Here is a 25824-nt window from a genome sequence, read left to right on the forward strand (position 1 = left end):
AAGGATCGGACGCACCCGACATCAACCACACCAACCGGCACAGCATCACATCGAGGCAACTTCTCAAACCTAGACCCGATCGAAGTTCTTGTCAAATCGAGCGATTCGAGCGACAAGACCGAAATCAGGCGCTTCAAATCGAACCAAACGACGTTCGACTGGGAAGGTTTACATCCTAGAACAAGATGCGGAGTCGTTTATAGACTCTGATCTGGAACTATGGGATGGTCCCGCTTGAGGCCGGAAGCTCTTCGGCTTTCCGCACCTGTGGGGTGACAAGAGGAAACATTACGGAAACACTGGGCGCTCGTCAAAATTGCCGTGCAGCCCGGGCGTGTCGCGGCTGACGGCCCCGGATTTCCGCGGAAGTGGCGCCCTTCGACAGGCTCAGGGAACGACAAGCCCAAGGAACGACAGGCTCAGGGAACGGGCGCCGCTGCTCAGGAAGCGCGCGGGCTGTTGTCGACGGCGGTGATGCGCACGACGGCGACGCCCTGCTCGTTGGACTCGGCCAGGTCGACGACGGCCGAGATTCCGTAGTCGTGGTCGCCCTCCGGATCGTCGAAGATCTGGCGCACCGACCACTCCCCCGGCCGCTCGTCGATGATGAGCATCGCGGCGCTGCGCGCATCCGCACCGGTGAGCAGCTCGTCGTGCTCGTCGAAGTAGTTGTCCATGGCGCTCGCCCAGGCCTCGGAGTCGAAGCCTGCTGCAGCATCGAGTTCGCCGAGCGCCTCGTAGTTCTCGAGGGCGGCGAGCTGCACCCGGCGGAAGAGCTCGTTGCGTACGAGGATGCGGAAGGCCCGTGTGTTCGAGGTGAGCAGTCGCGGCGCGGGCGGCACGATGCCGGGATTCTCGACACTGCCGCCGTCGTCGCTCGGGTTGATCAGCTCTTCCCACTCGTCGAGCAGGCTCGAGTCGACCTGGCGCACGAGTTCTCCGAGCCATTCGATGAGATCCTGCAACTCGTCGGTCTTCGCCTCGTCGGGAATCGTCTGCCGGGCCGCGCGGAACGCATCCGAAAGATACCGCAGCACAAGCCCTTCGGAGCGGGAGAGCTTGTAGAAGTTCACGAAGTCGCCGAACGTCATCGCCCGCTCGTAGAGGTCACGGACCACCGACTTGGGCTTCAGCTCGAAGTCGCCGATCCACGGCTGCGATGCGCTGTAGGTCTCGAACGCCTCGCCGAGCAGACCCTCCAGGGGCATGGGCCACGTCACCTGTTCGAGCAGTTCCATGCGCTGCTCGTACTCGATTCCCTCCGCCTTCATCGACGCCACGGCCTCACCGCGGGCGAGGAACTGCTGCGCCGACAGCACCGGCCGGGGGTTCTCGAGGGTGGACTCGACCACCGAGATCATGTCGAGCACGTAGGTCTCGCTGTCTCGATCGAGCAGGTCGAAGACCGCGAGCGCGAACGGCGAGAGCGGCTGGTTGAGTGCGAAATTCGGCTGCAGGTCGACGGTGAGCCGGATGCGATCGGGCGCGCCCCCGGGTTGCGGCACCTGGGTGACCACCTCGGCCGTGCGCAGCGTGCGGTAGATCGCGAGCGCCTGGCGCAGATGCGCGAGCTGCTTCGACCGAGGTTCATGACTCGTCTCGATGAGCTCCCGGAACTCGCGGAAGGCATCCCCCTCACGGGCGATGACGTTGAGCACCATCGAATGGCTCACCTGCATGCTCGATGACAGCGTCTCGGGTTCGGCGTCGACGAGCCGCAGGAAGCTGGGCTCGCCCCAGGAGACGAAGCCTTCCGGCGCGCGCTTCTTGACGATCTTGCGCTTCTTCTTCGGATCGTCGCCGGCCTTGGCGATCGCCTTGAGGTTCTCGGTCTCGTGCTCCGGGGCCTGCACCACGACGGTGCCGGCGGTGTCGTAGCCCGCCCGCCCGGCGCGACCCGCTATCTGGTGGAACTCCCGTGCGTTGAGCTGGCGCATCCGGGTGCCGTCGAACTTGGTGAGTGCCGTGAGGAGCACGGTTCTGATGGGCACGTTGATGCCGACGCCGAGCGTGTCCGTTCCGCAGATGACGCGGAGCAGCCCGCGCTGCGCGAGCTGCTCGACGAGGCGGCGGTACTTCGGGAGCATGCCCGCATGATGCACGCCGATGCCCGAGCGGATGAGTCGATTGAGGGTGCGCCCGAAGGCCGTCGTGAACCTGAATCCGCCGATCACCTCGGCGATCTCGTCGCGCTGCTCCCTGGTCGCAACCCGGATGCTCGTGAGGGCCTGGGCGCGTTCGAGGGCTGCGAGCTGGGAGAAGTGCACGATGTAGACGGGCGCCTGATGCGTCTCGAGCAGCTCTTCGACGGTCTCCTGCACGGGCGTCGTGGCGTAGTAGTAGTGCAGCGGAACCGGCCGCTCCACCCCTGTGACCACCGCCGTCTCCCGGCCCGTTCGCGCCGTCAGGTCCTTGGCCAGCCAGGTCACGTCGCCGAGCGTGGCCGACATGAGCACGAACTGCACATTCGGCAGTGTGAGCAGCGGAACCTGCCAGGCCCACCCGCGTTCCGGGTCGGAGTAGAAGTGGAACTCGTCCATCACGACCTGGCCGACGTCGGTGTCGGCCCCGTGGCGCAGGGAGAGATTCGCCAGGATCTCGGCGGTGCAGCAGATGATGGGCGCATCCGGATTCACCGACGAATCGCCGGTGACCATGCCCACGTTGGCCGCCCCGAACACGTCGACGAGCGCGAAGAACTTCTCACTCACGAGCGCCTTGATCGGTGCCGTGTAGTAGCTGCGCTGCCCCCGCACGATGGCCGCGGCGTGCGCGCCGATGGCCACGAGCGATTTGCCCGTGCCGGTGGGGGTCGACAGGATGACGTTGGCGCCGGAGACGATCTCGATGACCGCCTCCTCCTGGGCGGGGTACAACGAGATGCCCCGGGAACTCGCCCAGGTCTCGAAGGCTCCGAACACCGTGTCCTCGTCGAAGGCCTCGGGCAGCAGCGACAACAGCGAGGCGGTTTCGGCCTCGCCGATCTGCTCGGTGTCGTCGTCGCTGTCGGCGGCCTCGGGCAGAGTCACGGTCATGATGTATCGATCCTGCCCTCTGCAGGGCCGAGCGCCTAACCGGCACCGTCACCCCGTTGACAAGTTCGAACATATGTTCGAATATTGCTGAATGAATTCGGTCGCAGCTGTGGAGTCACCGGCCTCGGTGAGGCAGGCTCTGCAGGCGCGCATCTCGTCGATGCAGTCGACCAGACTCGACGACGACGCATTCCCCCTGCTCCCGATGATGCGCGGGGTTCTGGGCCGCGGCCTGCGTCGCGGAACGGTCTACTCGCTCACGGGTGCTACCTCTCTGGCACTCGCTCTCGTCGCCGCCGCGTCGCAGCAGGGCGAGTGGTGCGGGGTGCTCGACGTTCCCGACCTGGGCCTCGAAGCCGCCGCCGGCTGGGGCATCGATCTCGATCGGCTCGTCTGGGTCTCCGACCCGGGCGAGCGATGGATGTCGACGGTCGGCGCGATGGCCGATGTGCTCGGCCTCGTGATCGCGCGGCCCCCGACTCGCATCTCGGCGTCAGAATCGTCGCGGCTCTCCGCCCGACTGCGACAGGCGCGATCCACCATGCTCGTTCTGGGCGACTGGCCCCAGCCGGAGTCCGAGATCCGAGTCGTCTCGTCGTCGTGGACGGGCCTGGGCGACGGCCATGGGCACCTCGCCGATCGTCGCCTCGACGTCGAAGTCCGCCAAGGCCAGAGAGCGGGCGCACCCCGCCGATCAGAGCTCCGCATTCCGGCGGGCACGATCCGATGAACGTCTCGAGTTCGCGAGTCATCGTGGTCTGGGTGCCCGACTGGCCGATCGTCGCCGCGCGCCGAAACCTCGAGCTGACCGACGAGCTGCCGATAGCCCTGATCGACCGCGGAACGGTCTTCGCCTGCTCGTCACTCGCTCGAGCCGCCGGAGTGCGCCGGGGCCTCGCTGTTCGAGAGGCCCAGCTCCGTTGCCCCGAGCTGCTCGTCGCGCCCTACGACGCGCAGGCAGACGCCCGGGCATTCGAGCATGTCGTCACCGTGATCGAAGAACTCGTTCCCGGCGTTCGCATCCTGCGCCCGGGGCTGTGCGCCATTCGAGCACGCGGTCCTGCCCGCTTCTACGGGGGCGAGCAGCAGGCGGCGTCCACCATTCGACAGGCACTGACCGAGAGCGTCGCCTCGGCGCGCGTCGGCATCGCCGACAGCCCGTTCGGGGCCGAACAGGCGGCCCTGCGCACGCAGGAGTCGGCTCCCGTTCGCATCATCGACCCCGGTACCACGCAGAGCTTCCTTGCCCCTCTCCCCATCTCCACGCTCGACGACGCCGCACTCGTACCGGTGCTACGTCGACTGGGTCTGCACGTCCTGGGCGATTTCGCCGCCCTCGACCGAACGGCCGTCGGGGTGCGATTCGCCGAGGCCGGCCTGCGTGCGCACGCCCGGGCATCCGCCACCGATCGGCTCTCGGGAGCCGAACACGCCCCCGAGGCCGACTTCGGAGCCGACGTCGCGTTCGAGCCGGCTCTCGACCGCGTCGACCAGATCGCCTTCGGAGTTCGAGCGGAGGCCGAATCGATGATCGCACGGCTCGCGCACGCCGGCCTGGTCTGCACCGCCCTGCGCATCACGGTCACCAGCGAGTCCGGCGACCACAGCGAACGCTCTTGGTCGCATCCCCACCATTTCTCGGCGGCCGATGTGGTCGATCGCGTGCGCTGGCAGCTGCAGGGTTCGGGCGGAGCCGCCGCGGGGCCGTCGGCTCCCGTCGAACGCATAGAGATCGCTCCTTCTCGAGTCGATGCGAGCACGAACCACGAGGCCGGGCTCTGGGGAACGTCTCTCGACGAGCGCGTGCATCACGCCCTGGCGCGATTGAGCAGCCTGCTCGGCCACGGGGCGGTATCGACTCCCTCTCTGGGCGGCGGCCGGTTCCTGGCAGAGAGACGCGTGCTCGTTCCCTGGGGCGACGAGTCGCCCAAGACGCAGCGCGCTCTTCCCTGGCCGGGCAGCATCCCCCCGCCCGCACCTGCGACGGTGTTCAGCCAGCCTCGTCCCGCCGAGGTGCGCGGCGCCCTCGGCGAACCGGTCGACGTCGACGCGCGGGGAACGACGAACACCGCCCCTGTCTGGATGGCATTCGATCAGGCCCCTCCGCTCACGATCTCCGCCTGGGCCGGCCCCTGGCCCGTGCATCAGCGCTGGTGGGACGCCGACACGCGCCGGAGCGCCGCACGCTTCCAGATGATCGATTCCACGGGCATGGCCTGGCTGCTGATTCTCGAAGACCACGCCTGGGCCGCTGAGGCCCGGTACGACTAGACGGAGCACGCTGTGAAGTGGACCAATCCGCCCATCCCCTGGTCGGAGTTCGAACGGATCGCGTCGGGAGCGGCGAGGCGCGATGAGCGCCCGCACGGCGCCGACGGTGGCGACAGCCCGGCATGGTCGCGCAAGCGCGCGCCATATGAACCGACACCCCTCGCCGATCGACCATCGGGAACAGTCGTGCCCTACGCCGAGCTGCATGTGCATTCCAACTACAGCTTTCTCGACGGCGCCTCGTCGCCCGAGCACCTGGTCGAGGAGGCGGTGCGGCTGGGCCTGAGCGGCCTCGGCCTCACCGACCACGACGGCCTCTATGGAATCGTTCGAATGGCGGAGGCTGCAGAACGGCTCGACCTCGCGACCGTCTTCGGAGCCGAGCTCTCGCTGGGCCTCGTGGCTCCCCAGAACGGCGTGGCCGATCCCGAGGGAGACCACCTCGTCGTCCTCGCCCGCAAGGAGGCCGGCTACCACCGTCTGGCCGGGGCGATCACCCAGGCGCAACTCTCGCCGGGGGCGGAGAAAGGGCACCCCGTCTATTCGCTCGACGAGCTGTCCCAGTCGGCGCAGAACTCCTGGCTGGTGCTGACGGGATGTCGAAAGGGTGCCGTGAGACGCGCCCTCCAGAGCGAGGGGGTCGCGGGCGCCGGCCGTGAGCTCGGTCGTCTCATCGACCTCTTCGGCCACGACAACGTGGCCGTCGAACTCTTCGACCACGGAGATCCTCTGGCCTCGAGCATCAACGACTCGCTCGCAGACCTGGCACGGCGCTCCGGTCTGCCCGTGATCGCCACCAACAATGTGCACTACGCGGCTCCGGACGCGCATCCCCTGGCCTCCGCCCTCGCCGCGATCCGGGCCCGCCGCAGCCTCGACGAGATGGACGGCTGGCTGCCCGCCACCGACTACGCGCACCTGCGCAGCGGCGCCGAGATGGCGGCGCGGTTCGCCCGCTTTCCCGGAGCGGTCGAGCGCACTGTCGACGTGGCGGCCGATCTGTCGTTCTCGCTGCGTTCGGCGCGCCCGAATCTGCCCAAGCTCGACGTGCCGGCCGGGCACACCCCCATCACCTGGCTTCGCGAGCTCGTGCGCCGTGGAGCGGAGAGGCGCTACCCGAATGCGACCCCGGCAGTGCACGAGAGGCTCGAACGAGAACTCGCCGTCATCGAGGAGAAGGACTTCCCGGGCTACTTCCTGATCGTCGAAGACATCGTCGGCTTCGCCCGCGGCCGAGGCATCCTCTGCCAGGGCCGAGGGTCTGCTGCCAACTCGGCGGTCTGCTACGTTCTCGGCATCACGGCTGTCGACTCGATCGCCCGCGGCCTTCCCTTCGAGCGGTTTCTGTCGGCCCTACGCGAAGAAGAACCCGACATCGACGTCGACTTCGATTCCGACAGGCGCGAGGAGGTCATCCAGTACGTGTACGAACGCTACGGGCGACGCAACGCCGCCCAGGTCGCCAACGTCATCAGCTACCGACCCAAGAACGCCGTACGCGACGTCGCGAAGGCGCTCGGCTACAGCCAGGGGCAGCAAGACGCGTGGTCACGGCAGATCGAGCGCTGGGGCACCCTGACCGAGTCCCACGACCACGACATCCCGGATGCCGTGACCGAGCTCGCACAGCAGCTTCTCAAGGCGCCGAGGCATCTGGGCATCCATTCCGGAGGAATGGTACTGACCGAGAATCCCGTGGGCGAGGTCGTGCCCATCGAGCACGCCCGCATGGAGAACCGCACAGTCCTGCAGTGGGACAAGGACGACTGCGCGTGGATGGGCCTGGTCAAGTTCGATCTGCTCGGCCTCGGAATCCTGGCGGCCCTGCAGTACACCTTCGATCTCGTCGCCGAGCACACCGGAGAGATGTGGGATCTCGACAGCATTCCGAAAGAGGAGGCGGGGGTCTACGACATGCTGTGCCGCGCCGACGCCGTGGGTGTGTTCCAGGTCGAGAGCCGCGCCCAGATGGGAACCCTGCCGCGCCTTCTCCCCCGTCGTTACTACGACCTGGTCATCGAGATCGCGCTCATCAGGCCGGGACCGATCCAGGGAGGCGCCGTGCATCCGTATCTGCGGCGCAAGACGGGAGAAGAGGCGGTCAGCTATCCGCATCCCCTGCTCGAGCCCGTGCTGGAGCGCACGCTCGGGGTGCCGCTCTTCCAGGAGCAGTTGATGCAGATGGCCATGGCCGTCGGAGGCTGCTCGCCCGCCGACGCCGATCTGCTGCGGCGGGCGATGGGGTCCAAGCGCGGCGTCGAGAAGATCGAGTCGCTGAAGGCCACCCTGTTCGAGGGGATGGCGCGCAACGGCCTCGACATCGAGACGAGCGAGGACATCTACGCGCGCATCCAGGCCTTCGCCAATTTCGGCTTCGCCGAGAGCCACGCGCTCAGCTTCGCCCTGCTGGTCTACGCCAGCGCCTGGCTCAAGCTGCACTACCCGGCAGCCTTCCTCGCGGCGCTCCTGCGGGCTCAGCCCATGGGGTTCTACTCCCCTCTCACGCTCACGGCAGACGCACGACGGCACGGCGTCGACGTGCGGCGACCGAGCATCCAGTCGTCTCTGCCCGACGCGACGCTCGAGGCCATCGATCCGCACCTAGCAGCGCACCGCGACCCGAGGGCGGAGTGCTGCGATCCGAACCAGCCGCCGGTCGGCCCGTTCGATCGTGGCGCTCCCGATCTCTCGGCGATGCATCGGCGCGACGGACGCTTCGCCGTGCGCCTCGGACTCGCGGGGGTCACCGGAATCGGCGCCGATCTCGCGCGACGCATCGTCGACGAGCGCACCCGGTCCGGCGACTACGTCGACCTCGCCGACCTGTCGCGCAGGGTGGGGCTGACCACGGAGCAGCTGGAAGCCCTCGCCGCCGCAGGGGCATTCGACTCGCTGGGCGTCAGCCGGCGCGAGGCGTTCTGGCAGGCCGGAGAGGCGTCGAAGGAACGCGCAGACCAGCTGGAGGGCTCGTCTGTCAGCGTGCAACCGCCGCTGCTTCCCGTTCTCTCGTCGACCGAACGCCTGGCCTACGACATCTGGTCGACGGGAATCTCGCCTGACGACCACCCGATCAGCCAGGCCCGCGCCGCTCTGACCGCCCGCGGCGTCTCGCCCATCTCGGCTCTGGCACGCGCCGAGACGGGCCGACGGATCTTCGCCGGCGGAGCCGTCACCCACCGCCAGCGCCCTCAGACGGCCGGCGGAATCATCTTCATGAACCTCGAAGACGAGACCGGCATGCTCAACGTCGTCGTCAGCACGGGCGTGTGGAATCGCTATCGACGGCTCGCGCGCGAGTCCCCCGCCCTCGTCGTGAGAGGCATCCTCGAGCGATCGCCCGAGGGCATCATCAACGTGGTGGCCGATCGGTTCGAGGAGCTTCCGCTGCAGACGCGCACCCGATCGCGAGACTTCCGGTGACCGCACCGTAGACGAATGTCGGGGGCTGGAGCGAGACTGGGTGCGTGCCAGAACTCCCCGAGGTCCACGCGCTCGTCGCCGATCTGGGCGCCCGCCTGCTCGGTCGCACCGTGGCCCGTCTCGACATGGTGTCGTTCTCGGCCCTCAAGACCTTCGACCCGCCTGTCTCGAGCCTCAACGGCCAGGTCGTCGAATCGATCGCCCGACACGGAAAGTTCCTCGACCTCGGCATCGGAGAGGTGCATCTCGTGCTGCACCTGGCCCGTGCCGGCTGGATCCGCTGGCGCGATTCCGAACCCCCTCCCCGAACGAAGCCGTCGTCGGGCCCGCTCACCGCACGGCTGGTCCTCGACGACGGTTCCGGCTTCGACATCACCGAGGCGGGAACGAAGAAGAGCGTCGCCATCTGGATCGTTCGCCACGTCGACGAGATTCCCCAGATCGTGCGGCTCGGCCCCGATCCGCTCGACGCGGCGTTCACCCGCGAGGCCTTCCGCGGCATCCTGTCGTCGGCGGGGCGCATGCAGATCAAGGGTGTGCTGCGCGATCAGTCGCGCATCGCCGGCATCGGCAACGCCTACTCCGATGAGATCCTGCACGTCGCCCGAATGTCGCCCTACAAACCGGCCGCGATGAACGACGACGAGGCGTCCGAGCTCTACGACGCCGTGCGCGAGACCCTTCAGTCGGCGATCGACCGGTCCGAGGGAGTCGGCGCGTCGAATCTCAAGCGCGAGAAGAAGACGGCGATGCGCGTGCACGGTCGGGCCGGCGAGGAGTGCCCCGTCTGCGGCGACACCGTGAGGCAGGTCATCTTCGCCGACCGCACACTCGAGTACTGCCCCAGCTGCCAGACCGGCGGAAAGCCGCTGGCCGACAGGGTGCTCTCCCGTCTGCTGAAGTAGGCGTTCCGTCTTCAGGGCGCGAGCATCACCAGCCGAACGACGAGTCCGGACGGCGAGATCCGAGGTAGGAGTCGACCACGGCAGCACCGAGGTCGTCGAGCTCCGGGGAGACGACATGCCCGCCGACACGCTTGGCCATCGAGTCGATGAACCGGGCCAGTCCCGGATCTTCGCCCAGCCTGAAGAAGGTGGTCGATGCCCCCAGCCGCATGGAGTTCTCGAGCTCGCGCACGGCATACGCCACGGTGAGCGGGTGCGGCGGGTAGTCGAAGAACACCTCTCCGCTCGACTCCAGGTGAGAGGTGGGTTCACCGTCGGTCACGATGAGCAGCACGGGTTGCGCGTTGGGATGCTTGCGGAAGTGCCGGTTCGCGAGAAGAAGGGCGTGATGCAGGTTGGTGCCCTTCTCGTACTCCGCCTCGAGGCCGGTGAGCTGCTCGATCTCCATGACCTCCGCCTGCCGACCGAATGCGATGAGCTGCAGGTCGTCGCCGCGGAAGCGACTGGTCACGAGGGTGTGCAGGGCCAGCGCGGTGCGCTTCATCGGAACCCACCGACCGTCCATGGCCATCGAGAACGACGTGTCGACCAGCAGGGCGACGCAGGCCTGGGTCCGCGCCTCGGTCTCCTGCACCTCCACGTCGCCGATCTCGATGCGCACACCCTGGCCGACGGCTCCCCCGCCACCCGCGGTGCGTGAGATGGCGTTGGTGATCGTGCGCGTCACATCCCACGGCTCGGTGTCGCCGAACGCCCACTCGCGCGTGGCGCCGGAGAGCTCGCCGGCGGCACCCGCCTGGCGCACGTCCCGCTCGCCCTGACGCCCCGACAGTCGCGTGGCGACGTCGCGCAGCAGGGACTTGCCGAGCAGCCTCATGGCCTTCGGCGTCATCCGCAGGGTTCCGTCGGAGGCCCGCTTCATCGTTCCCGAGTCGCGCAACGCGGTCTCGAGCTGCTTCAGGGTGCGCGCATCCACCGATGCCTCGTCGCCGAGCTGACGGGCGAGGGCATCGAGATCGAGATCATCCAGCCGCGATCCTCCGTAGCCCTGGGCCAGCTGCTCGGTCAGAGCGTCGAGCTCGGCGATGTCCTGGAAGACGCCTGTTCCGTCGCCGAGGCCCAGGCTCTCGGAGCCGCTCATGCTCTCCGATCCGCGCCAGTCGGCTTCTGGTCGAAGAGACTGCAGCTGCTCGTCGAGGGTGGCCAACGACGACACGAGCTCGGGCGAGCCGAAGGCCTGGGATGCGAGTGCGTCGAGTTCGTCGCGCTGCTCCTGGCTCATCGAATTGCGCATTCGTGCGGCCGCCGCCGCGCGCTCGGCGAGGGCGTCGATGAGTTCGTCGACGGTGCGGGGGTTCTCGGGGAAGAAGTCGCCGTGAGCCTGCATGAACTCGTCGAACTGCTGCTGATCGGCCTCGCCCCGCGCGTGCCTGTCGAGCAGCGCGGTGAGGTCGGCGAGCATGGCGGCGATGGCCGCCCTGTCTTCGTCGTCGGCGTTCTCGAGGGCTTGCTTCATGCCGGCGAAACGCTGGTCGAGCATCTCGCGGCCGAGCAGGTCTTTGATGCGCTCGAAGTCCTGCCGTGCCTCCGTGCTGCGCCATGCGTAGTCGTTCAGCTCCGTCACGGCCGCCGCCGCGGAGGGCGGCAGGGCACCGAGCTGCATCTCGGCGAGGGCTCGGGCGTCGTCGTCCATGTCGACGTCGCGGGCCAGCTGCTTGCGCTCTTCGAGCACGGCCTTGTCGAGCAGCCTCTTCACTTCCTGAAGAGTGCCGTCGAGGTTGTGCTTCGAGGCGAGTTCTCGTCGTCTCTCCGCGACCCGGCGCGCGAGGTCGTCGAGCCCGGGCTTGTCGTCGGTGCCCCGGCGGAGGAACTCGCGGAGCGATGCCTCGGGAGAGTATCCCGCCATCACGTCCTCCCCGATGGCGTCGAGCGCCTGCCTCACGTCGACGGGCGGCGCGAGCGGATCGGGCCCTCCGGCGTACTTGCCGTAGCGCGACGCCCGGGTGAGCCGTCGATTGGCTCTAGCCATAGATCGTCTCGCCTCCGCCGCTCGCCTTGCTTATCCGGCGATCGAGGAAGAGGCCTTCGAGCGCGAGTTCGATCGCGCCCGCACGCTGCCCATCCGTGCGCGCATCGAGCCGGTCGGTGATCTGGTCGTACAGGTCGGATTCGCCGAGCACGGGCAGGCCGCCGAGGAACTCTCGTGCCGAGACCTGTTCGCCGGTCGTGACCACGGCGCCGTCTTCGACCGCGGAGACGAGGGCCCTGAAGTCGATGCCCCGCAGATACGAGTGCACCGTCTCGGCCGTGGCTCGTCGCAGAAGGTGGTCGAGGATCTCGTCCTCCCGGCCCTCCTCCCCCGACTCGAATTCGATCTTGCCGCCGAGCACGTCGACAGCCGTCTCCAGATCGACGGGCCGGGCCACGGCATCCGGTTCGCCCTGCCGCGTGGCGCGATGGATGGCCGCCGCAGCGATCGTCTCCGCTCCGGCGATGGCGAACCGGGCGCTCACGCCGCTGCGCTGGTCGACGGATGCCGACTCGCGGAGCGCCCGCGTGAAACGGGCGAGGATCTCGACGAGGTAGTCGGGAACCTCGGCGACGAGGTCGGACTCCTGCCGGATGATCGACACCTCGTCGGCCAGCTCGAGCGGGTAGTGCGTGCGGATCTCGGCGCCGAAGCGGTCTTTCAGCGGAGTGATGATGCGGCCGCGGTTGGTGTAGTCCTCGGGGTTCGCGCTGGCGACCACGAGAACGTCGAGCGGCAGCCGCAGCACGTAGCCGCGGATCTGGATGTCGCGCTCCTCCATGACGTTGAGCATGGCCACCTGGATGCGCTCCGCCAGGTCGGGCAGCTCGTTGATCGCGACGATGCCGCGGTGGCTTCGAGGGATGAGGCCGAAGTGGATGGTCTCGGGGTCTCCGAGGCTCCGGCCCTCGGCCACCTTCATCGGATCGACATCACCGATGAGGTCGGCGACGGACGTGTCCGGAGTCGCGAGCTTCTCTGCGTAGCGTTCGTCGCGGGATCTCCAGGCGACGGGCAATTCGTCGCCGAGCTCGTCGGCGCGACGGATGCTCTGGCTGGTGATGGGCTCGAAGGGATGCTCTCCGAGCTCGGATCCGTCGATGACGGGCGACCACTCGTCGAGCAGGCCGACCATCGTGCGGAGGAGCCTGGTCTTGCCCTGCCCGCGCTCGCCCAGCAGCACGATGTCGTGCCCGGCGATGAGCGCCCGCTCGAGCTGCGGGATGACCGTGGCCTCGAAGCCGTGGAGGCCCGGCCAGGGATCGCGGCCCTCGCGGAGACCCGACAGGAGGTTGTCGCGGATCTCGACTCGAAGGGACTTCTGCACGTGGCCCGAAGCCTTGAGCTGACCGACTGTGGAGATGAGGGGACGCGTCATCTCTGCAACGCTACTCCCGCGTCAGACGGTGCTGTCCCTGCTGCGACTGTGAATTGTCGAGGTTGAGAGAAGACGGCCGAAACGAGAAGAAGCCCCGACCGTGGTCGGGGCTTCTTTCGTGCTGTTCTGGTGGAGCATAGGAGATTCGAACTCCTGACCTCTTCGATGCGAACGAAGCGCGCTACCAACTGCGCCAATGCCCCGGAACTGCCTTGGAAGACTATCACGACCGCGGCAGCGACTTCGAACCGGGCGGGGTGTCAGCCTGCCCTGCGGCGTGCGAGAACCTCGTCGAGGTCGAGCCCCGAGCGGTCGTCGGTGTCGACGATGCCCATGGATGCGAAACGGCTGGGCGGGCGGGGCGCCACCGGCTCGGCGACGGGTGCGAGCGGCAGCTCGATGGGAGCGACCGCGGGCCCGGCGGACGCTGCTGCGCGCAGGGCGTTCTCGGCATCCGATGCGGCCCGACGAAGATCGGCCTCGATCTCGAGCGAGACCTCTCGCGCGACGGACGGCAGGGCCGTGGCGAGCCCGGGAGTGGACACGCGCGCGGCGTACAGGGGCTTCGGGAGAGGAATCGGAGTCCACTCGCTGGGGGCGACCGGCGCGGCGACCTGCACAGGCTCGGCCTCGAGGAACGAGCCGCCGTGGTCGACGAGCGTCTGATCGTGCACGGTGAGCTTCGGCGCAGGGAGGCGCAGGCTACGACCGGCCCGGGCGAGCTTGCCGAGCATCACCACGCAGAGCGAGGCCACCGAGGCGCCGATGGCGACGACGACCCAGGCTCCCGCGAGGGAGATCTGGAAGCCGGCCAGCACGGCGACGGAGATCGAGAGCAGCAGGATGCCCGTGGTGACAGCGCGCGAACGCTTGATGCGGGCCGCGATGAGGATGGCGACAGGCGTGGCGTCTTGCGAGACCTGGCGCAGGTAGCGCTGCTGCTCTGCGACGCTGCGCGCCGTGGTAGCGACCCGGATCTCGTCGGGCACCTCGCTCGTCTCTGCGAGGATGCGCAGCGTCTGCTGCAGGCGCACCGCGTTGCGTTCGGTCGCGAAGTATTCGCGGCGCCGAGACCAGGTCGGCATGAAATAGATCAGCCACAGCCCGGCTGCGACAGCGATGATGAGGCCCCCGCCCAGCCAGTCCGTTGTCATGCCTCTACGGTATGAGAGAGCGGAGCGGTTGAGGCCGTCTGCCTGCGTGTGTCGCGAAGAGCCTGCAGCCAATTCGCGCTGAGGCGATCAGCGCGGGAGCGTCTCGATCGCCCGCTGCGCGGCCTCCCGGTCGACGAGGGGCACGGTGCCCTCGCCCGCGGGAACGCGTCCGTCCTTCCACCTGCGGAGCACGCCGACCGGCAGCTCCTCGGAGACGAGCGCGAAGCAGAAGTGGTCGCGCCAGTCGCCGTTGATGTGGATGAACCGTCGCCGCAGGCCTTCGTAGCGGTAGCCGAGCTTCTCGACGACGCGAAGGCTGGGGCCGTTCTCGGGCCGGATGCAGATCTCGATGCGATGGAGACCCACCTGGAAGAACGCGTAGTCGGAGGCGAGCGCCACCGCCGTGGGCGTGATGTTCTTGCCCGCGAACCGCTCGGACACCCAGTAGCCGATGCTGGCCGACGACACCGACCCGTAGCTGATCGAAGACACATTGAGCTGACCCGCCAGCTCACCGTTGTACTCGATCAGGAAGGGCAGGCCGTAGCCGGCCCGCGCGTTGCTCTGCAGAGACCGGATGCTCGCCCGCGTGTCGAAGGACATCGGGCCGTGCGGGTTGGTCGCCTCCCACTTGCGCAGCCAGCCGCGGTTGTCCATGAGTTCGCGTTCGAGCGCCCGCGCGTCACGCACCCGGATGGGGCGGATGACGATCGGACCGTCGGACAGGGTGGGAACAAACATCGGCGGTGACAGTCATTCCTTCTGCGTGGTGGTGGATCTTCGGGGCGACTACAGGCCCTTGGCGTACTCCTTGAGCCAGGGTCGGAGGTCGGTGCCCAGGTCGTCGCGGTCGCTCGCCAACTGGATGATGGCCTTGATGTAGTCGAGCTTGTCTCCGGTATCGTACCGGCGACCACGGAACACCACCCCGTACACGCCACCCGCGATCGACGTGTCCGCCGCGAGGGTCTCCAGAGCATCGGTGAGCTGGATCTCGTTGCCCTTGCCCGGTGCGGTGTTCTCGAGCACGTCGAAGACCTCGGGCTGCAGCACGTAGCGGCCGATCACGGCGTAGTTCGAAGGGGCGTCTTCTGCGGAGGGCTTCTCGACGAGGCCGGTGATGCGCACCACGTCGTCTTCGTCGGTCTCCTCGATCGATGCCACGCCGTACATGTGCACCACCGACGGGTCGACCTCGAGCAGAGCGACGACGCTGGCCGTGCGGGTCTCGGCGACCTCGATCATGCGCGACAGCAACTCGTCGCGGGCATCGATCAGGTCATCTCCGAGGAGAACGGCGAAGGGCTGGTGTCCGACGTGCATGCGTGCGCGCGAGACGGCGTGGCCGAGTCCGCGGGGGTCGCCCTGGCGCACGTAGTGCATCTCGGCGAGTGCTGTGGCCTCGTTGACCATGCGCAGCTTGTTGCCGTCACCCTTGGACTCGAGGGTCGCCTCGAGCTCGGTGACGCGGTCGAAGTGGTTCGCCAGGGCGTGCTTGTTGCGGCCCGTGACGACGAGGATGTCGTCGAGTCCTGCCTTCACGGCCTCCTCCACGACGTACTGGATGGCCGGCTTGTCGACGACGGGCAGCATCTCTTTAGGCAGCGCCTTGGTCGCGGGCAGGAAACGCGTTCCCAATCCGGCTGCAGGAATGACGGCTTTTGTGATCTTGATCCCCATGGGCATAAGGCTATCCAATGCCGAGCGGTCGGCGCGCCGGATTGCGAAACACGGCCGATACATCCATGCAACTAAAATCTCTTAGATGGTCACCGACCCGAGCAATATCAAGCGTGCGCTGCGAGCCGAGCTCCGTGAGCGCCGCCGCACCCGCACCTCCGTCGAGAGAGCGTCTGCCACCGAGGGCTTCACCCGCAACCTGCAGAAGCTGGTGACCGACTCGGGCGCGACCTTCATCTCGTGCTATCTGTCGGCCACGCACGAGCCCAACACCCGCGAGTTCCTCAACTGGGCCGAGGCGAACGGCGTCCGCGTGCTGTTTCCCGTCGCCCGCGAAGACGGCCTGCTCGACTGGACCCGTGGCGACGGCGAGTCCGAGGCGGAGGGGCTCTTCGGCATGCCGGAGCCCGTCGGCGAGATTCTCGGGCCGATGGTGATCAACGACGTCGATCTCATCATCGTTCCGGCGGCCGCGGTCGACGCATCCGGGGTCAGGCTGGGCTGGGGTCGGGGATACTTTGACAAGACGCTGGGCAGCATGCAGAAGTGCCCGCCCGTCTACGCCGTGATCTTCGACGACGAACTCCTCGAGTCCGTTCCGCGCGAGATCCACGACCAGCCCGTCGACGGCATCGTCACCCCCACGCAGATCCACACGTTCTAGACCAGCGCCGCTCGGCACTCTTCCTCACCGTTCCAAGGAGTCTTTCCCGTGCCCACCTATTCCTACCGCTGCACCGAGTGCACGAACGCCTTCGACATCCACCAGGCGTTCACCGACGACTCGCTCACCGTGTGCCCTGTCTGCGGCGGCAAACTGCGCAAGGTGTTCAGCGCCGTTGGCGTTACGTTCAACGGCTCGGGCTTCTACCGCACCGACTCGCGCGCGGCCGACAAATCGAGCGGCACGGGCAGCACGGGCAAGGCCAGTGGATCGGGCGACTCGTCGTCCTCCTCGAAGCCCGCCGCGCCGTCGGCCCCGTCTGCGCCGTCGACCACGGGTGGCTCGAGCTCCTCGTCGTCATCGTCGGGGTCGAGCTCGTCGTCCGCCGCGGCCAAGTAATACTGGTAGACGAGAACTGTAAGCACAGCTGAGGGGGCACCACCATGTTCAAGGGATTCAAGGAATTCGTTCTCCGCGGGAACGTCATCGACCTGGCCGTCGCCGTCGTCATCGGAGCGGCCTTCACCGCGGTCGTGAACTCGATCGTCGATAACGTCATAACTCCTGTGCTTGGCGCCGTGGGCGGGGCCGAGAGCCTCGTCGGAGCGTTCCCGATCGCCGTCGGCAAGGGCACCATCGAGGTGGGCACCGTGCTCGCCGCGATCATCCAGTTCCTGATCGTCGCCGTCGTCGTGTACTTCGTCTTCGTGCTGCCGATCAACCACCTCAAGAAGGTGGCCTTCATCAAGAAGCAGCAGCCGACGCCGGCCGAGACGGTGAAGACTCCCCCGACCGAGGCCGAGCTGCTCACCGAGATCCGCGACCTGCTCGCCAAGCAGCAGACGTCGTCGTCGGGCACCCCGCACGACGCCTGAACCGTTCAGAGGAAGGTCCTGCTCAGGGGCACGGCCCGCTCACCAGTGAGGCGGCTTCTCCAGCTTCAGTCTGTCGTCGTTCCTGTCGCTGCCGCGCGGTGACGGAGCGCCCCACGACGCATCCGTGTCCTCGTCGGCCTTCTCGACGGCCGAGCCGTCTGCCCGCTGGGGTGTCGGGTCCGAGCCGGCCACGGCATCCGTCGTCACCCGTCGTCGCCCCGTGCGCCGGATCGGCGTACCGGGGCGCCCGGAATCGGGTTCGTTCGTCTCTGTCGGCACCTCGGGAGCCTACCGGGAGAACGGAAGCGGCGCCGTCTCGTCTGAACTGTGCGAGATGGCCGGTCTGTCGACGGCCTTGAGCTCGCGCACCCCGATGACCTGGGCGATGCGTGCGGCGACAGCCTCGGGGTCGCTGAACAGCTCGAAGCTGTGCACCCGGAGGTAGTGCCAGCCCAGCCTCCTGAGCATGTCGGGGCGCAGGCGCAGCGACTCTCTGAGGCTAGACGCGTGCACGACCGAATCCGTCTCGATGGCGATGGCCCGACCGTCGTGGGAGGCCACAAGCGTCAGCTTGCCGCGGTGTTCGAACGCCACGTCGAGGCCACGGGCTCCGAGTCGACGCGCGAGATCGATGAGCAGCGCGTCGCCCGGGCTCGAGAAGGTGTCGGGCGTGGGGCCGGTCTCGACCTCGGTGAGGATCTGCCGCAGCGCCACGATGCCGTGGGCCATGCGCTCCTCGTCGATGTCGTGCGGGTGGAAGCAGCTGACGATATCCATCGACCGGCGCGCGCGGGTCATGCCCACGGCCAGCAGTCGCTCGCCGCCCGGGCGGCCGAGCGCACCGAAGTTCGTGAGCACGCGGCCGTGTGTGGTCTTTCCGTAGCCCACCGAGAAGATCACGCGGTCGCGGCTCTGCGCGACCGACTGGTCGAGGGTGGCGACCATGAACGGTTCGGCACGATCTTTCAGGATGAAGTCGCTGAGGTCACTGCGCTTCGCGAAGGCCGACAGCACGGCCTGCTGCACGCGCACGGCGTGACGCGGGCTGGCCGTGATGACCATGAGCGACTCGCCCGGGTAGTGGATGGCGTGATCGAGCACGAGGGCCACGACGCGATCCACCTCGTCGTCGACGCTTTCGACCGCTCCGGTCTCGGCGTCGGGCATGCCGCCACGACCCTCGACGTAGTGCAGCGCGAGGCTGCCGTGGCCGAGGAACGTGCCGGCCCAGGGCAGCGAGTCGATCTTGCCGCCGTAGAAGCGGTGGTTCACGAGTTCGGCGAGGTCTTCGCCGCCCGCACGGTAGCTGCGCGTCAGCTGCAGGGTCGGAACGAGCTCGGCGAGACGGGCGAGGGCCGACTCGGCGTGCAGTTCTTCGACGGACTGCTGCGGCTGGGCGCGGTTCGACGACTCGGGCGTTGCGGCTATGGCGATGTCGAATCGCGAGGGCGTCTGCGTGACCGGGTCGCCGAAGGCCACGACCTGGCGCCCGCGACGGATGGCTCCGACGTTCTCGGCCAGGGTCGTCGCTCCGGCATCGACCAGGATCACGGTGTCGAAGTGCAGGGAGTCGGAGATCTCTGCGATCTCGTACGGCGAGGCGAGCCAGACCGGCGCGAGAACGCGGCCCAGGTGCGGCGCGGCCTCGTGCAGCGCCTGCGAGTCGACGCCGTCGGTGCGCAGGATGTTCTTGAGCGCGGCCGCCTCTTCGGGGTAGTCGACGAGCCCGACGCTCCAGGTCTCGGCCAGCTGCCAGGCCAGCAGGGCACCGCTCGCCGAGGCGTGCGCCTCGTCGACCAGCCTGAAGTCGGCCTCGAGCCGGTCGAGCACCGAGGTGTTCGCGCCGAGCAGGGCACGGTCGTTGGCCAGCATCAGCTCGAGCACCGACTGCCACCAGGCCAGCTCGAGCTCGTCTGCGACGGCACTCTCGGGCACGTGCCTCTGCGACAGGTCGGTGAGCAGGGGGTCGAGCGAGTGCTCGCGAAGCGTGTCGAGAAGCGCCGTGCGCTCCTGCAGGTTGGCCAGCACCTCGGAGTCGGCGGCCAGACCCTCGACCAGCGACACGAGCTCTTCGATGGGAAGGCTCGACAGCTGGCGCGCCGTGCCGACCGATCCCAGCGGCAGGTCGAGCTGAGCGAGGTCTTCGGTGACACGCTGGTAGGCGACCTGCACGTCGGCGATGCCGATCGGGATCTCCGGCGGGATTCCCGCGGCGGCGAAGCGGTACCACAGCGTGCGCTGCTGCTGAATGTGCTTCAGGGCCTCGTTGAGGTCTCCGATGTGCACGCCCGGACGCACGTACTCGCGGGCGAGGCTGCGCAGCCGGCGGCGGCTCGTCGACGAGAGCTGAGGCGAGTCTCGACGATTCGAGGTGGCGGCGATGAGCTCGGTCAGCGACCGGTCGAAGACCACGGGCAGGAACTTGTCGAGCGTCTCGCGCAGGTCGAGCAGCAGGCGCAGGTAGACGCCGAGCTCGGTCAGCGTCGCGAAGGGCCGCATGCGGGTCTGGCCGATCAGTTCCCAGGCGCCCGACAGCAGGTTCGGCAGGTCGGTCTTGTGCAGCTTCTTGGCCAGCTGGTGAGCGCTGTGCGCGTCGTCGGACGTGGCGAATGCGGCGCCGTACCAGGGCGAGTCGTCGGGTCCGTAGCGGAACTCTCCGAGGGCCGCGGCCTTACTCAGCGTCTTCGCGGCCTGCACACGACCGGATGCGAGACCCTCCAGGGCGTGGCGGTCGAGGCGCGCCTTGGTGGAGGGAGGGGTCTGCAGCAGTTCGAGGCGCGCGAGTTCGCGCAGCGCATCCAGAACCGAGACCTTGAGAACCGGGTCGACCCGGCCGAGCGACGAGCGGTAGTCGAGCAGCACGCTGCGCAGGCGCACGAGGGCCTCGTCGACGTCGGCGACGTGGGGCTGCCGGGCCTTCTCGTTTCGGCCGATCGACTGGATGAGGTCACGGCGCAGGGTTCGCGGCGACACGGCGACCCCGGGCAGGCCCACATCGGTGAGGCGCCGGGCAATGCCCCGCAGGCTGAGGCGGCGCGGGCTCACGACGAGCACGCGCTTGTTCTGCGCGATCAGGGCGCCGACGGCGTTGACGATCGTCTGCGTTCCCCCGGTTCCCGGGAGCGTCTTCACGACGAGCGAGTTGCCGGCGCCGATCTGGGCGATCACATTCTCCTGCTCGGGATCGGCGTCGAGGAGCAGCGTGTCGGTGGCGGGCGGTCGCTGGTCTTGAGACGTGGCGTCGACCGGGTGGTAGGCGTCTTGCACACCGCGGCGGGCCGTGACGTTGCCCGCGAGCGCGTCGAGAACCGGATGCGCGAGGTCGTCGGCATCGTCGACCAGCGCCTGGCTCACATCGGCGAAGGTCGAGACGGCGAGCCGAGGGCTGACGCTGAACCACGCGAGCTGCGAGGTGAGGCCCCGAAGCTGGTCGATGACGGGCTGCGGCTTGAAGACGCCGTTGTTGATGGCGAGCGCGACGAGCGCATCGGCATCGAGCTCGATCTGGAACTGGTCGGACAGGGCGCGCACGAGTTCGGGGTTGACCACGGGGCCGCCGCGCAGCTTCAGCTCGAAGTCTCGGCCGTAGCGGCGCACCGATACGGGGCGCAGCAGCACGGGGGCGCTGAATGACTCCTGCTCGACGCGCCATTCGGCGAAGCCAATGCCGAGGTTCACGGCGTCGATGCCGCGCACGCTGCGGAGCTCGACGCCCTTGTCGGTGATCGCCGCCGCCGCGAGGCGGGCCGTGCGCAGGGCGAGTTCGTCGCGGATGAGGCTGCTGAGAAGGGTGGCGTTGCCCGTGATGAACTGGGCGAGCCCGCCCGGATGCGTCGCGGAGAGGTCGATGCGGTTGCGCGGCGAGTCGTCGAAGTGGATGAGCGGCGATGCTCCACCCACCCGGCTGAGCTCGTGTCGCCAGCGTTCTCGATTCGGCTCCACCCGACTCTCGCTGGTGAGATTCGTCAGAGGTCGACCGCCCTTTTCAGGCGCGGTCTGGCGACCCCACGCCGACGAGTCGTCGTCGGCGACAGTCGGAAGTCCGTCTGCATCTAGTTTCTTATCGGCGCGCCACACACGGTTACCTTAAGCGCGCCACGCCCGAAAACCTGGCATCTGCAAGGGGTTTCGTCGCATTAGTCGGGTTTGGGCCGCTTCGGTCGTCGCTTCGGAATAGCAGCGGCCACCCGCGACGTTGACGCAATCGATGCTGAAACTATCCGTTCTCGACCTCCTGCCCGTGCGCACCGACCAGACCACGGCCGACTCCGTCGCGGCCGCCGTGTCGCTTGCCCGCCGGGCCGACGACCTCGGCTTCACGCGCTTCTGGGTGGCGGAGCACCACAACATGGAGGCCGTCGCGGCGACCTCTCCGGCGGTGCTGATCGCCCATCTGGCGGCGAATACGCACCGAATCCGGGTCGGCTCGGGCGGCGTCATGCTGCCGAACCACGCACCGCTGACCGTGGCCGAGCAGTTCTCGCTGCTCGAGGCCATGCACCCGGGTCGCATCGATCTGGGCATTGGGCGGGCCCCGGGCTCCGACCCCGTCACCGCCTACATGCTGCGCGGGCCCCGCGCCGACGAGGTCGGCGCGGATTCGTTCCCCGGAGACGTCGAGCTGGTGGCGGGCCTCCTCGGTTCGTTCGACACGCCGATCGCCGATCCCTTCGACGCCGTCTCGCAGCCCTCTGTCGCGATTCCGCTCCGAGGCCAGGACTACACGCTGAGGTCGACGCCGCGCACGTCGTCGTCTCCCTCGGTGTGGCTGCTGGGCTCCAGCACCTACAGCGCCCGGCTGGCCGCCCGCGAGGGACTGGCCTTCGTCTACGCCCACCACTTCGGGCAGTCGGGAATCGACGACGCCCTCGCCCTGTATCGCCGCGAGTTCCAGCCGTCGCCCGCCCTCGCAGAGCCCGCGACGTTCCTCACGGTCAACGCCGTGGTCGCCGAGACACGCGAGGAGGCGTCCGCGCTCGCCCTCCCCCAGCTCATCACCATGGCCAGACTCCGCTCGGGCGGCACCCTGGGCCCGCGCATGACGGTCGAGCAGGCGCAGGCGGTCACGCTGAGCCCCATGGAGGAGGACCTCGTCGCCGACCAGTCCGCCCGCTGGATCATCGACACGCCGGAAGCGGCCTGGTCGCAGGTCACCGCCCTCGCCGCGAAGTATGGAGTCGACGAAGTGATGGTGTCACCGGTTGCCAGCGACCACGAGGGTCACGACGTGAAGGTCGGCGTGGCGGCGGAACGCACCCTCGAGCTCCTCGCGCAGCAGCGGGGCTGACCCGGACAGGGCCCGATCCCGGCCCGACTACCCGGCGATGAAACTACCCTGCGATGGCACGCACCACGTCGGAGTACCCCTCGGGCGCACGACCGAGCAGCCGCGACGACGTGAGCACGGCTGCGCGACCCGTGCTCGCAACCGACAGCCCGAGTCGTTCGAGCGACGCGACCAGTCTCACGTCCTCGCCCGTGGACACCGGCTCGAACCCTCCGACCGCGAGGTAGTGATCGGCCCGCACCCCGAGGTTGGCTCCGTGCACATTGCGATGGCTCTCGCGCAGCGGATGCCGCAGCAGGTAGTGCGCGAGCTGTTCCGCGTCGAGGCCCTCCTCATCCGGCCGGACCGCGCCGAGCAGGGCGGCATGCCCGGCCTCGGCCGCCTCCAGCTGAACCGTGAGCCAGTCCACGGGCACCGCCGAGTCGGCATCGGTGTTCGCGATCCAGATCTCGTGCGGCTCCGCGTCGCCGGCCTCGAGCGCCCGTTCCACTCCGAGCGCCCGCGCCTCGCCTACCCTGCCGGCCGAGCTGACGACGGATCGGACCGCCGAGCGGCCGGCCACGATCTCGGCCGTGTCATCCAGGCACCTGTCGAGCACCACGACCACGCGCACGTCGGGCCCATCGGCCGGGCGGGCCTGCCGGAGCGCGGCGGCGGCGGCGTTCAGCGCGTCTAGGCACCGGCCGATCGACCGCTGCTCGTCTCGGGCGGGGACCACGACGACGATGGTCCGGATGCGTTTCGTCACACGAGTCCTTCCTCAGCGGCGACCGAGGCCGTTCCCGGAACACCGAAGACGTCGAGCAGAAAATCATCGTCGTCGTAGCCGCCGACGCGAACGAGATCGTCGCTGTGCCGGAACGCGTCGTGCACCTGGTCTCCGCGCAGCGGGTAGTCGGTCACCGGATGCCGCCAGTGGCACACGATCACGGCGCCACCGTCACGCAGACCGGCGGCGACCCGCCCCACGAGCTGTTCGAGGCCGTCGAGCGACAGGTAGTAGCCGACTTCCGACACGACGATCAGGTCGAATGTCTCGTCGGGCCACTCCTGAGGGAGCGTACGCCGCTCGAATCTCACCCCGGGCTGCCCGGCCAGACGCTCCCGCGCCACAGCCAGTGGAGCCTCGGCGATGTCGATGGCCAAGAGCCTATCGACCCGGGGGGCGAGCTCGGCCGTCGTCACCCCGATGGAGCAGCCCACCTCGAGGGCCGAGGCGTACCGCCGATGAGGAAGCGCGGCGAGGGTGAGCGCGCGCTTGCGGCCCTCGTACCAGCGCGTCTCGAAGCCCCATGGATCGGCGCGACCCTCGTAGAAGGCGTCGAAGTAGCCCTGGGCCAGCGAGGTGTGCGAACGACTCTGCGGCCGTGCCGCACCCGCGCTCGCGAAGAAGGTCTCGACGTCGCGCTGGAAGTGCTCGGAGAACGTCGGCGACACGATCGCCTCGTCACCGGGAAGGCTCGACAGGGGCTCGGTCTGGCTCCGGTGCAGTTCGAGCGCCGCGACCTTGCGCGCGATCTCGTCCTGTCCGAGCGGCAGGGCCCGGACGCGCGCCCACGGCCACTCCGGCGAGTCGGGAGTCAGCCGGTGCCAGCCCCAGATCGGGTACTCCAGGTGCTGGGCGCCCTGGGTCTCGGCCGCCGCGGCCGCGGCGTCGCCCGCTGCGGTGTGATCCGGATGCCCGTCGCCGCGCCAGGGCGAGACGACCAGCACCCCGGTGCGGCCGTCGATGGCCGCCGCCACGGCGCGTCGAAGAGGTTCTGCGTGCTCGCGGAGGCCTCCGTCACGGAGCCCGAGCAGGTGCACCGCGGAGCCCGGAGCGAGCTCGTCGATCGCCCGCACGACCTCGATCCGGCGGATCGCCGCCAGCTCGGTCGGCGAGACGGTGGGCGAATCCGGATGCGAGTGCTCGCCCAGCGTGGCGACGATCACGGTCACGGGAATGCCGGCGGCGGATGCCGTGGCCATCAGGCCGCCCGCTCCGAGAGTCTCGTCGTCGGGATGGGCGGCGACGACCACGAGGAGGGTCACGCCGTCGAGACTCACCCGCGAGGTCTCGCCCCACGAGTCGGTGGCGAGCCAGGTCGCGTTGGTCGTTCCCTCGTCGCGATGGTCGAAGCTCACCACGGTCGCTCGCCCTCGAGGAGGCGACGACCCAGCGCTGCGTCATCGCGTTCCGCGTGGTGCTGCCGAACATAGAGTTCGAGGTCCGCGACTCGGCGGGCATGATCGGCATCGAGGGCCAGCGGTGCGGGGCCGAGCGAGTGGGCGGCGCGGCGGAGCACGTCTTCGACGACGTTCGCGACGACGATGCGCGTGCGCGCGGCGAGGAGCTTGCCCTCCACTCCCGCAGCATGGCCATCATCGATGCGCCTGCCAGCATCCGTCAGCACCACTCGCGCCGCGAACAGCTGCGCGTCGACGGCGCCGAGGTGCATCAGGGCGATCTGGTCGGGCTCACGATTCGCCGAGTGCGCGGCAGACCACAGTCGGAGAGCGAGACCCTCCGCTCCGCCCAGCCAGCATGCGGCCACGCCGATGCCGCCCCAGGCGAATCCGGGCCTGTCGAGGTACCAGCCGTCGGCGCCCACCGGAGAGGCGGCGACCTGGGAGAAGTCGACGGAGCCGCTCGGAACTCCCTGCAGGCCCAACGCGACCCACTCGCCCGACCGCACGTTCACGCCGGGAACCCGCAGATCCACCTCGAACAGCCGTCGATGGCCGCCGTCCGTGTGCGCCGTCACGAGCGCCCGATCGAGAACTCCGGCCAGGGAGCACCAGGGCTTGGTCCCCGAGAGCACGAATCCGCCATCGACCTCGTGGGCATCGAGTCGCACCCCCGGCGCCTCCGCGGCGAAGACGCCCCACGCGCCCGCCTGCGGATCGAGACCCGCCTCGCCGAGGATCGCGCGGGCATCCAGATGCGCCTCGACCACGCGAGCGGCCGTCAGATCGGAACGACCCAGCGCGGACAGCAGCTCGAACAGAGCGGGAGTGTCACCGCTGCCCGGCCGAGGCGCGCTTCGGCCTACCTCCACCGCGAGGGCGACGGCCCGATGCGGGTCGCCGTCGACCTCGGCCGCCCCTTCGGCCCAGGAATCGACCCGGTCGGCGTCGTCCATCGAA

General features: G+C 68.6%; 19 protein-coding genes and 1 tRNA gene. 8 read left to right on the plus strand and 12 right to left on the minus strand.

From position 1 onward, the window contains the following. Positions 1 to 440 precede the first annotated feature (440 nt). Positions 441 to 3035 carry a DEAD/DEAH box helicase gene (locus QCD70_RS15305; protein WP_301217808.1) on the minus strand — a complete coding sequence of 865 codons (2595 nt, stop codon included), beginning with the start codon at positions 3033 to 3035 and terminating at the stop codon, positions 441 to 443. Between the two features lie 91 nt (positions 3036 to 3126). Between QCD70_RS15305 and QCD70_RS15310 the strand changes: the two genes are divergently transcribed. From QCD70_RS15310 to QCD70_RS15325, 4 genes are read left to right on the plus strand one after another with little or no spacing between them, the layout of a single operon-like run. Continuing rightward, on the plus strand, positions 3127 to 3765 hold the full coding sequence (locus QCD70_RS15310) for a hypothetical protein (protein ID WP_301217811.1): 639 nt from the start codon (positions 3127 to 3129) through the stop codon (positions 3763 to 3765). Next, a complete protein-coding gene (locus tag QCD70_RS15315; RefSeq protein WP_301217814.1) occupies positions 3762 to 5306 on the plus strand; it encodes a DNA polymerase Y family protein in 1545 nt (514 codons plus the stop codon). Before QCD70_RS15310 ends, QCD70_RS15315 begins: the two co-directional genes overlap by 4 nt. Before the next feature lie 12 nt (positions 5307 to 5318). Then, complete coding sequence (locus QCD70_RS15320; RefSeq protein ID WP_301217816.1) at positions 5319 to 8726, plus strand: error-prone DNA polymerase; 3408 nt, start codon at positions 5319 to 5321, stop codon at positions 8724 to 8726. A 44-nt stretch (positions 8727 to 8770) separates the two neighbouring features. After that, positions 8771 to 9631: an Fpg/Nei family DNA glycosylase gene (locus QCD70_RS15325; RefSeq protein ID WP_301217818.1), complete on the plus strand. Its 861-nt coding sequence runs from the start codon at positions 8771 to 8773 to the stop codon at positions 9629 to 9631. A 25-nt stretch (positions 9632 to 9656) separates the two neighbouring features. Here the strand turns inward: QCD70_RS15325 and QCD70_RS15330 are convergent, their stop codons facing one another. From QCD70_RS15330 to galU, 6 genes are all read right to left on the minus strand, one after another. Beyond that, the gene (locus QCD70_RS15330) at positions 9657 to 11660 is read right to left on the minus strand and encodes a vWA domain-containing protein (protein ID WP_301217821.1); all 2004 of its coding nucleotides are present in this window, start codon (positions 11658 to 11660) and stop codon (positions 9657 to 9659) included. Beyond that, a complete protein-coding gene (locus QCD70_RS15335) occupies positions 11653 to 13038 on the minus strand; it encodes a magnesium chelatase (RefSeq protein ID WP_301217824.1) in 1386 nt (461 codons plus the stop codon). Before QCD70_RS15335 ends, QCD70_RS15330 begins: the two co-directional genes overlap by 8 nt. 127 nt (positions 13039 to 13165) lie before the next feature. Beyond that, positions 13166 to 13241 (minus strand) — tRNA-Ala (locus tag QCD70_RS15340). Between the two features lie 57 nt (positions 13242 to 13298). Then, the gene (locus tag QCD70_RS15345) at positions 13299 to 14192 is read right to left on the minus strand and encodes a hypothetical protein (RefSeq protein ID WP_301217827.1); all 894 of its coding nucleotides are present in this window, start codon (positions 14190 to 14192) and stop codon (positions 13299 to 13301) included. A gap of 87 nt (positions 14193 to 14279) precedes the next feature. Further along, the gene (locus QCD70_RS15350) at positions 14280 to 14933 is read right to left on the minus strand and encodes a GNAT family N-acetyltransferase (RefSeq protein WP_301217830.1); all 654 of its coding nucleotides are present in this window, start codon (positions 14931 to 14933) and stop codon (positions 14280 to 14282) included. Positions 14934 to 14981: 48 nt separating this feature from the next. Further along, positions 14982 to 15872, minus strand: coding sequence for a UTP--glucose-1-phosphate uridylyltransferase GalU (galU, locus tag QCD70_RS15355; RefSeq protein WP_301217832.1), 891 nt, complete (start codon positions 15870 to 15872; stop codon positions 14982 to 14984). 85 nt (positions 15873 to 15957) lie between these two features. On the opposite strand from galU, the gene QCD70_RS15360 reads away from it, so the two are divergent. The 3 genes from QCD70_RS15360 to mscL are packed head-to-tail and all read left to right on the plus strand — an operon-like array spanning position 15958 to position 17411. Further along, a complete protein-coding gene (locus tag QCD70_RS15360) occupies positions 15958 to 16536 on the plus strand; it encodes a 5-formyltetrahydrofolate cyclo-ligase (protein WP_301217835.1) in 579 nt (192 codons plus the stop codon). Positions 16537 to 16584: 48 nt separating this feature from the next. Continuing rightward, positions 16585 to 16935: an FmdB family zinc ribbon protein gene (locus QCD70_RS15365; protein ID WP_301217838.1), complete on the plus strand. Its 351-nt coding sequence runs from the start codon at positions 16585 to 16587 to the stop codon at positions 16933 to 16935. A gap of 44 nt (positions 16936 to 16979) precedes the next feature. Next, the gene (mscL, locus tag QCD70_RS15370) at positions 16980 to 17411 is read left to right on the plus strand and encodes a large-conductance mechanosensitive channel protein MscL (protein WP_301217840.1); all 432 of its coding nucleotides are present in this window, start codon (positions 16980 to 16982) and stop codon (positions 17409 to 17411) included. A 39-nt stretch (positions 17412 to 17450) separates the two neighbouring features. Here the strand turns inward: mscL and QCD70_RS15375 are convergent, their stop codons facing one another. Both QCD70_RS15375 and QCD70_RS15380 read right to left on the minus strand, forming a co-directional pair. After that, positions 17451 to 17690, minus strand: a complete 240-nt coding sequence (locus QCD70_RS15375; protein ID WP_301217842.1) for a hypothetical protein — start codon at positions 17688 to 17690, stop codon at positions 17451 to 17453. 9 nt (positions 17691 to 17699) lie between these two features. Next, positions 17700 to 21488, minus strand: a complete 3789-nt coding sequence (locus QCD70_RS15380; protein ID WP_301217845.1) for an AAA family ATPase — start codon at positions 21486 to 21488, stop codon at positions 17700 to 17702. 130 nt (positions 21489 to 21618) lie between these two features. On the opposite strand from QCD70_RS15380, the gene QCD70_RS15385 reads away from it, so the two are divergent. Next, the gene (locus QCD70_RS15385) at positions 21619 to 22698 is read left to right on the plus strand and encodes an LLM class flavin-dependent oxidoreductase (RefSeq protein WP_301217847.1); all 1080 of its coding nucleotides are present in this window, start codon (positions 21619 to 21621) and stop codon (positions 22696 to 22698) included. A gap of 43 nt (positions 22699 to 22741) precedes the next feature. On the opposite strand, the gene QCD70_RS15390 is transcribed toward QCD70_RS15385, so the two are convergent. The 3 genes from QCD70_RS15390 to QCD70_RS15400 are packed head-to-tail and all read right to left on the minus strand — an operon-like array spanning position 22742 to position 25820. Beyond that, positions 22742 to 23446: a glycosyltransferase gene (locus QCD70_RS15390; RefSeq protein WP_301217849.1), complete on the minus strand. Its 705-nt coding sequence runs from the start codon at positions 23444 to 23446 to the stop codon at positions 22742 to 22744. Then, the gene (locus QCD70_RS15395; protein WP_301217851.1) at positions 23443 to 24825 is read right to left on the minus strand and encodes a PIG-L family deacetylase; all 1383 of its coding nucleotides are present in this window, start codon (positions 24823 to 24825) and stop codon (positions 23443 to 23445) included. The genes QCD70_RS15390 and QCD70_RS15395 overlap by 4 nt, the downstream gene beginning before the upstream one ends. After that, entirely contained in the window at positions 24819 to 25820 is a 1002-nt protein-coding gene (locus QCD70_RS15400; protein ID WP_301217853.1) for an acyl-CoA dehydrogenase family protein, read from the minus strand. Before QCD70_RS15400 ends, QCD70_RS15395 begins: the two co-directional genes overlap by 7 nt. Between the last annotated feature and the right edge of the window lie 4 nt (positions 25821 to 25824).

Origin of the sequence: Agreia sp. PsM10 (assembly GCF_030433855.1) — a bacterium.
Taxonomy (GTDB): Bacteria; Actinomycetota; Actinomycetes; order Actinomycetales; family Microbacteriaceae; genus Agreia.

Excerpts from the sequence above, each read along its gene's own strand:
- QCD70_RS15360 (WP_301217835.1), top strand. The coding sequence starts at position 15,958 with ATGGTCACCGACCCGAGCAATATCAAGCGTGCGCTGCGAGCCGAGCTC.
- QCD70_RS15310 (WP_301217811.1), top strand. The coding sequence starts at position 3,127 with ATGAATTCGGTCGCAGCTGTGGAGTCACCGGCCTCGGTGAGGCAGGCT.
- QCD70_RS15350 (WP_301217830.1), bottom strand. The coding sequence starts at position 14,933 with ATGTTTGTTCCCACCCTGTCCGACGGTCCGATCGTCATCCGCCCCATC.
- QCD70_RS15315 (WP_301217814.1), top strand. The coding sequence starts at position 3,762 with ATGAACGTCTCGAGTTCGCGAGTCATCGTGGTCTGGGTGCCCGACTGG.
- QCD70_RS15400 (WP_301217853.1), bottom strand. The coding sequence starts at position 25,820 with ATGGACGACGCCGACCGGGTCGATTCCTGGGCCGAAGGGGCGGCCGAG.
- QCD70_RS15345 (WP_301217827.1), bottom strand. The coding sequence starts at position 14,192 with ATGACAACGGACTGGCTGGGCGGGGGCCTCATCATCGCTGTCGCAGCC.
- QCD70_RS15305 (WP_301217808.1), bottom strand. The coding sequence starts at position 3,035 with ATGACCGTGACTCTGCCCGAGGCCGCCGACAGCGACGACGACACCGAG.
- QCD70_RS15385 (WP_301217847.1), top strand. The coding sequence starts at position 21,619 with ATGCTGAAACTATCCGTTCTCGACCTCCTGCCCGTGCGCACCGACCAG.
- QCD70_RS15335 (WP_301217824.1), bottom strand. The coding sequence starts at position 13,038 with ATGACGCGTCCCCTCATCTCCACAGTCGGTCAGCTCAAGGCTTCGGGC.
- galU (WP_301217832.1), bottom strand. The coding sequence starts at position 15,872 with ATGGGGATCAAGATCACAAAAGCCGTCATTCCTGCAGCCGGATTGGGA.
- mscL (WP_301217840.1), top strand. The coding sequence starts at position 16,980 with ATGTTCAAGGGATTCAAGGAATTCGTTCTCCGCGGGAACGTCATCGAC.
- QCD70_RS15330 (WP_301217821.1), bottom strand. The coding sequence starts at position 11,660 with ATGGCTAGAGCCAATCGACGGCTCACCCGGGCGTCGCGCTACGGCAAG.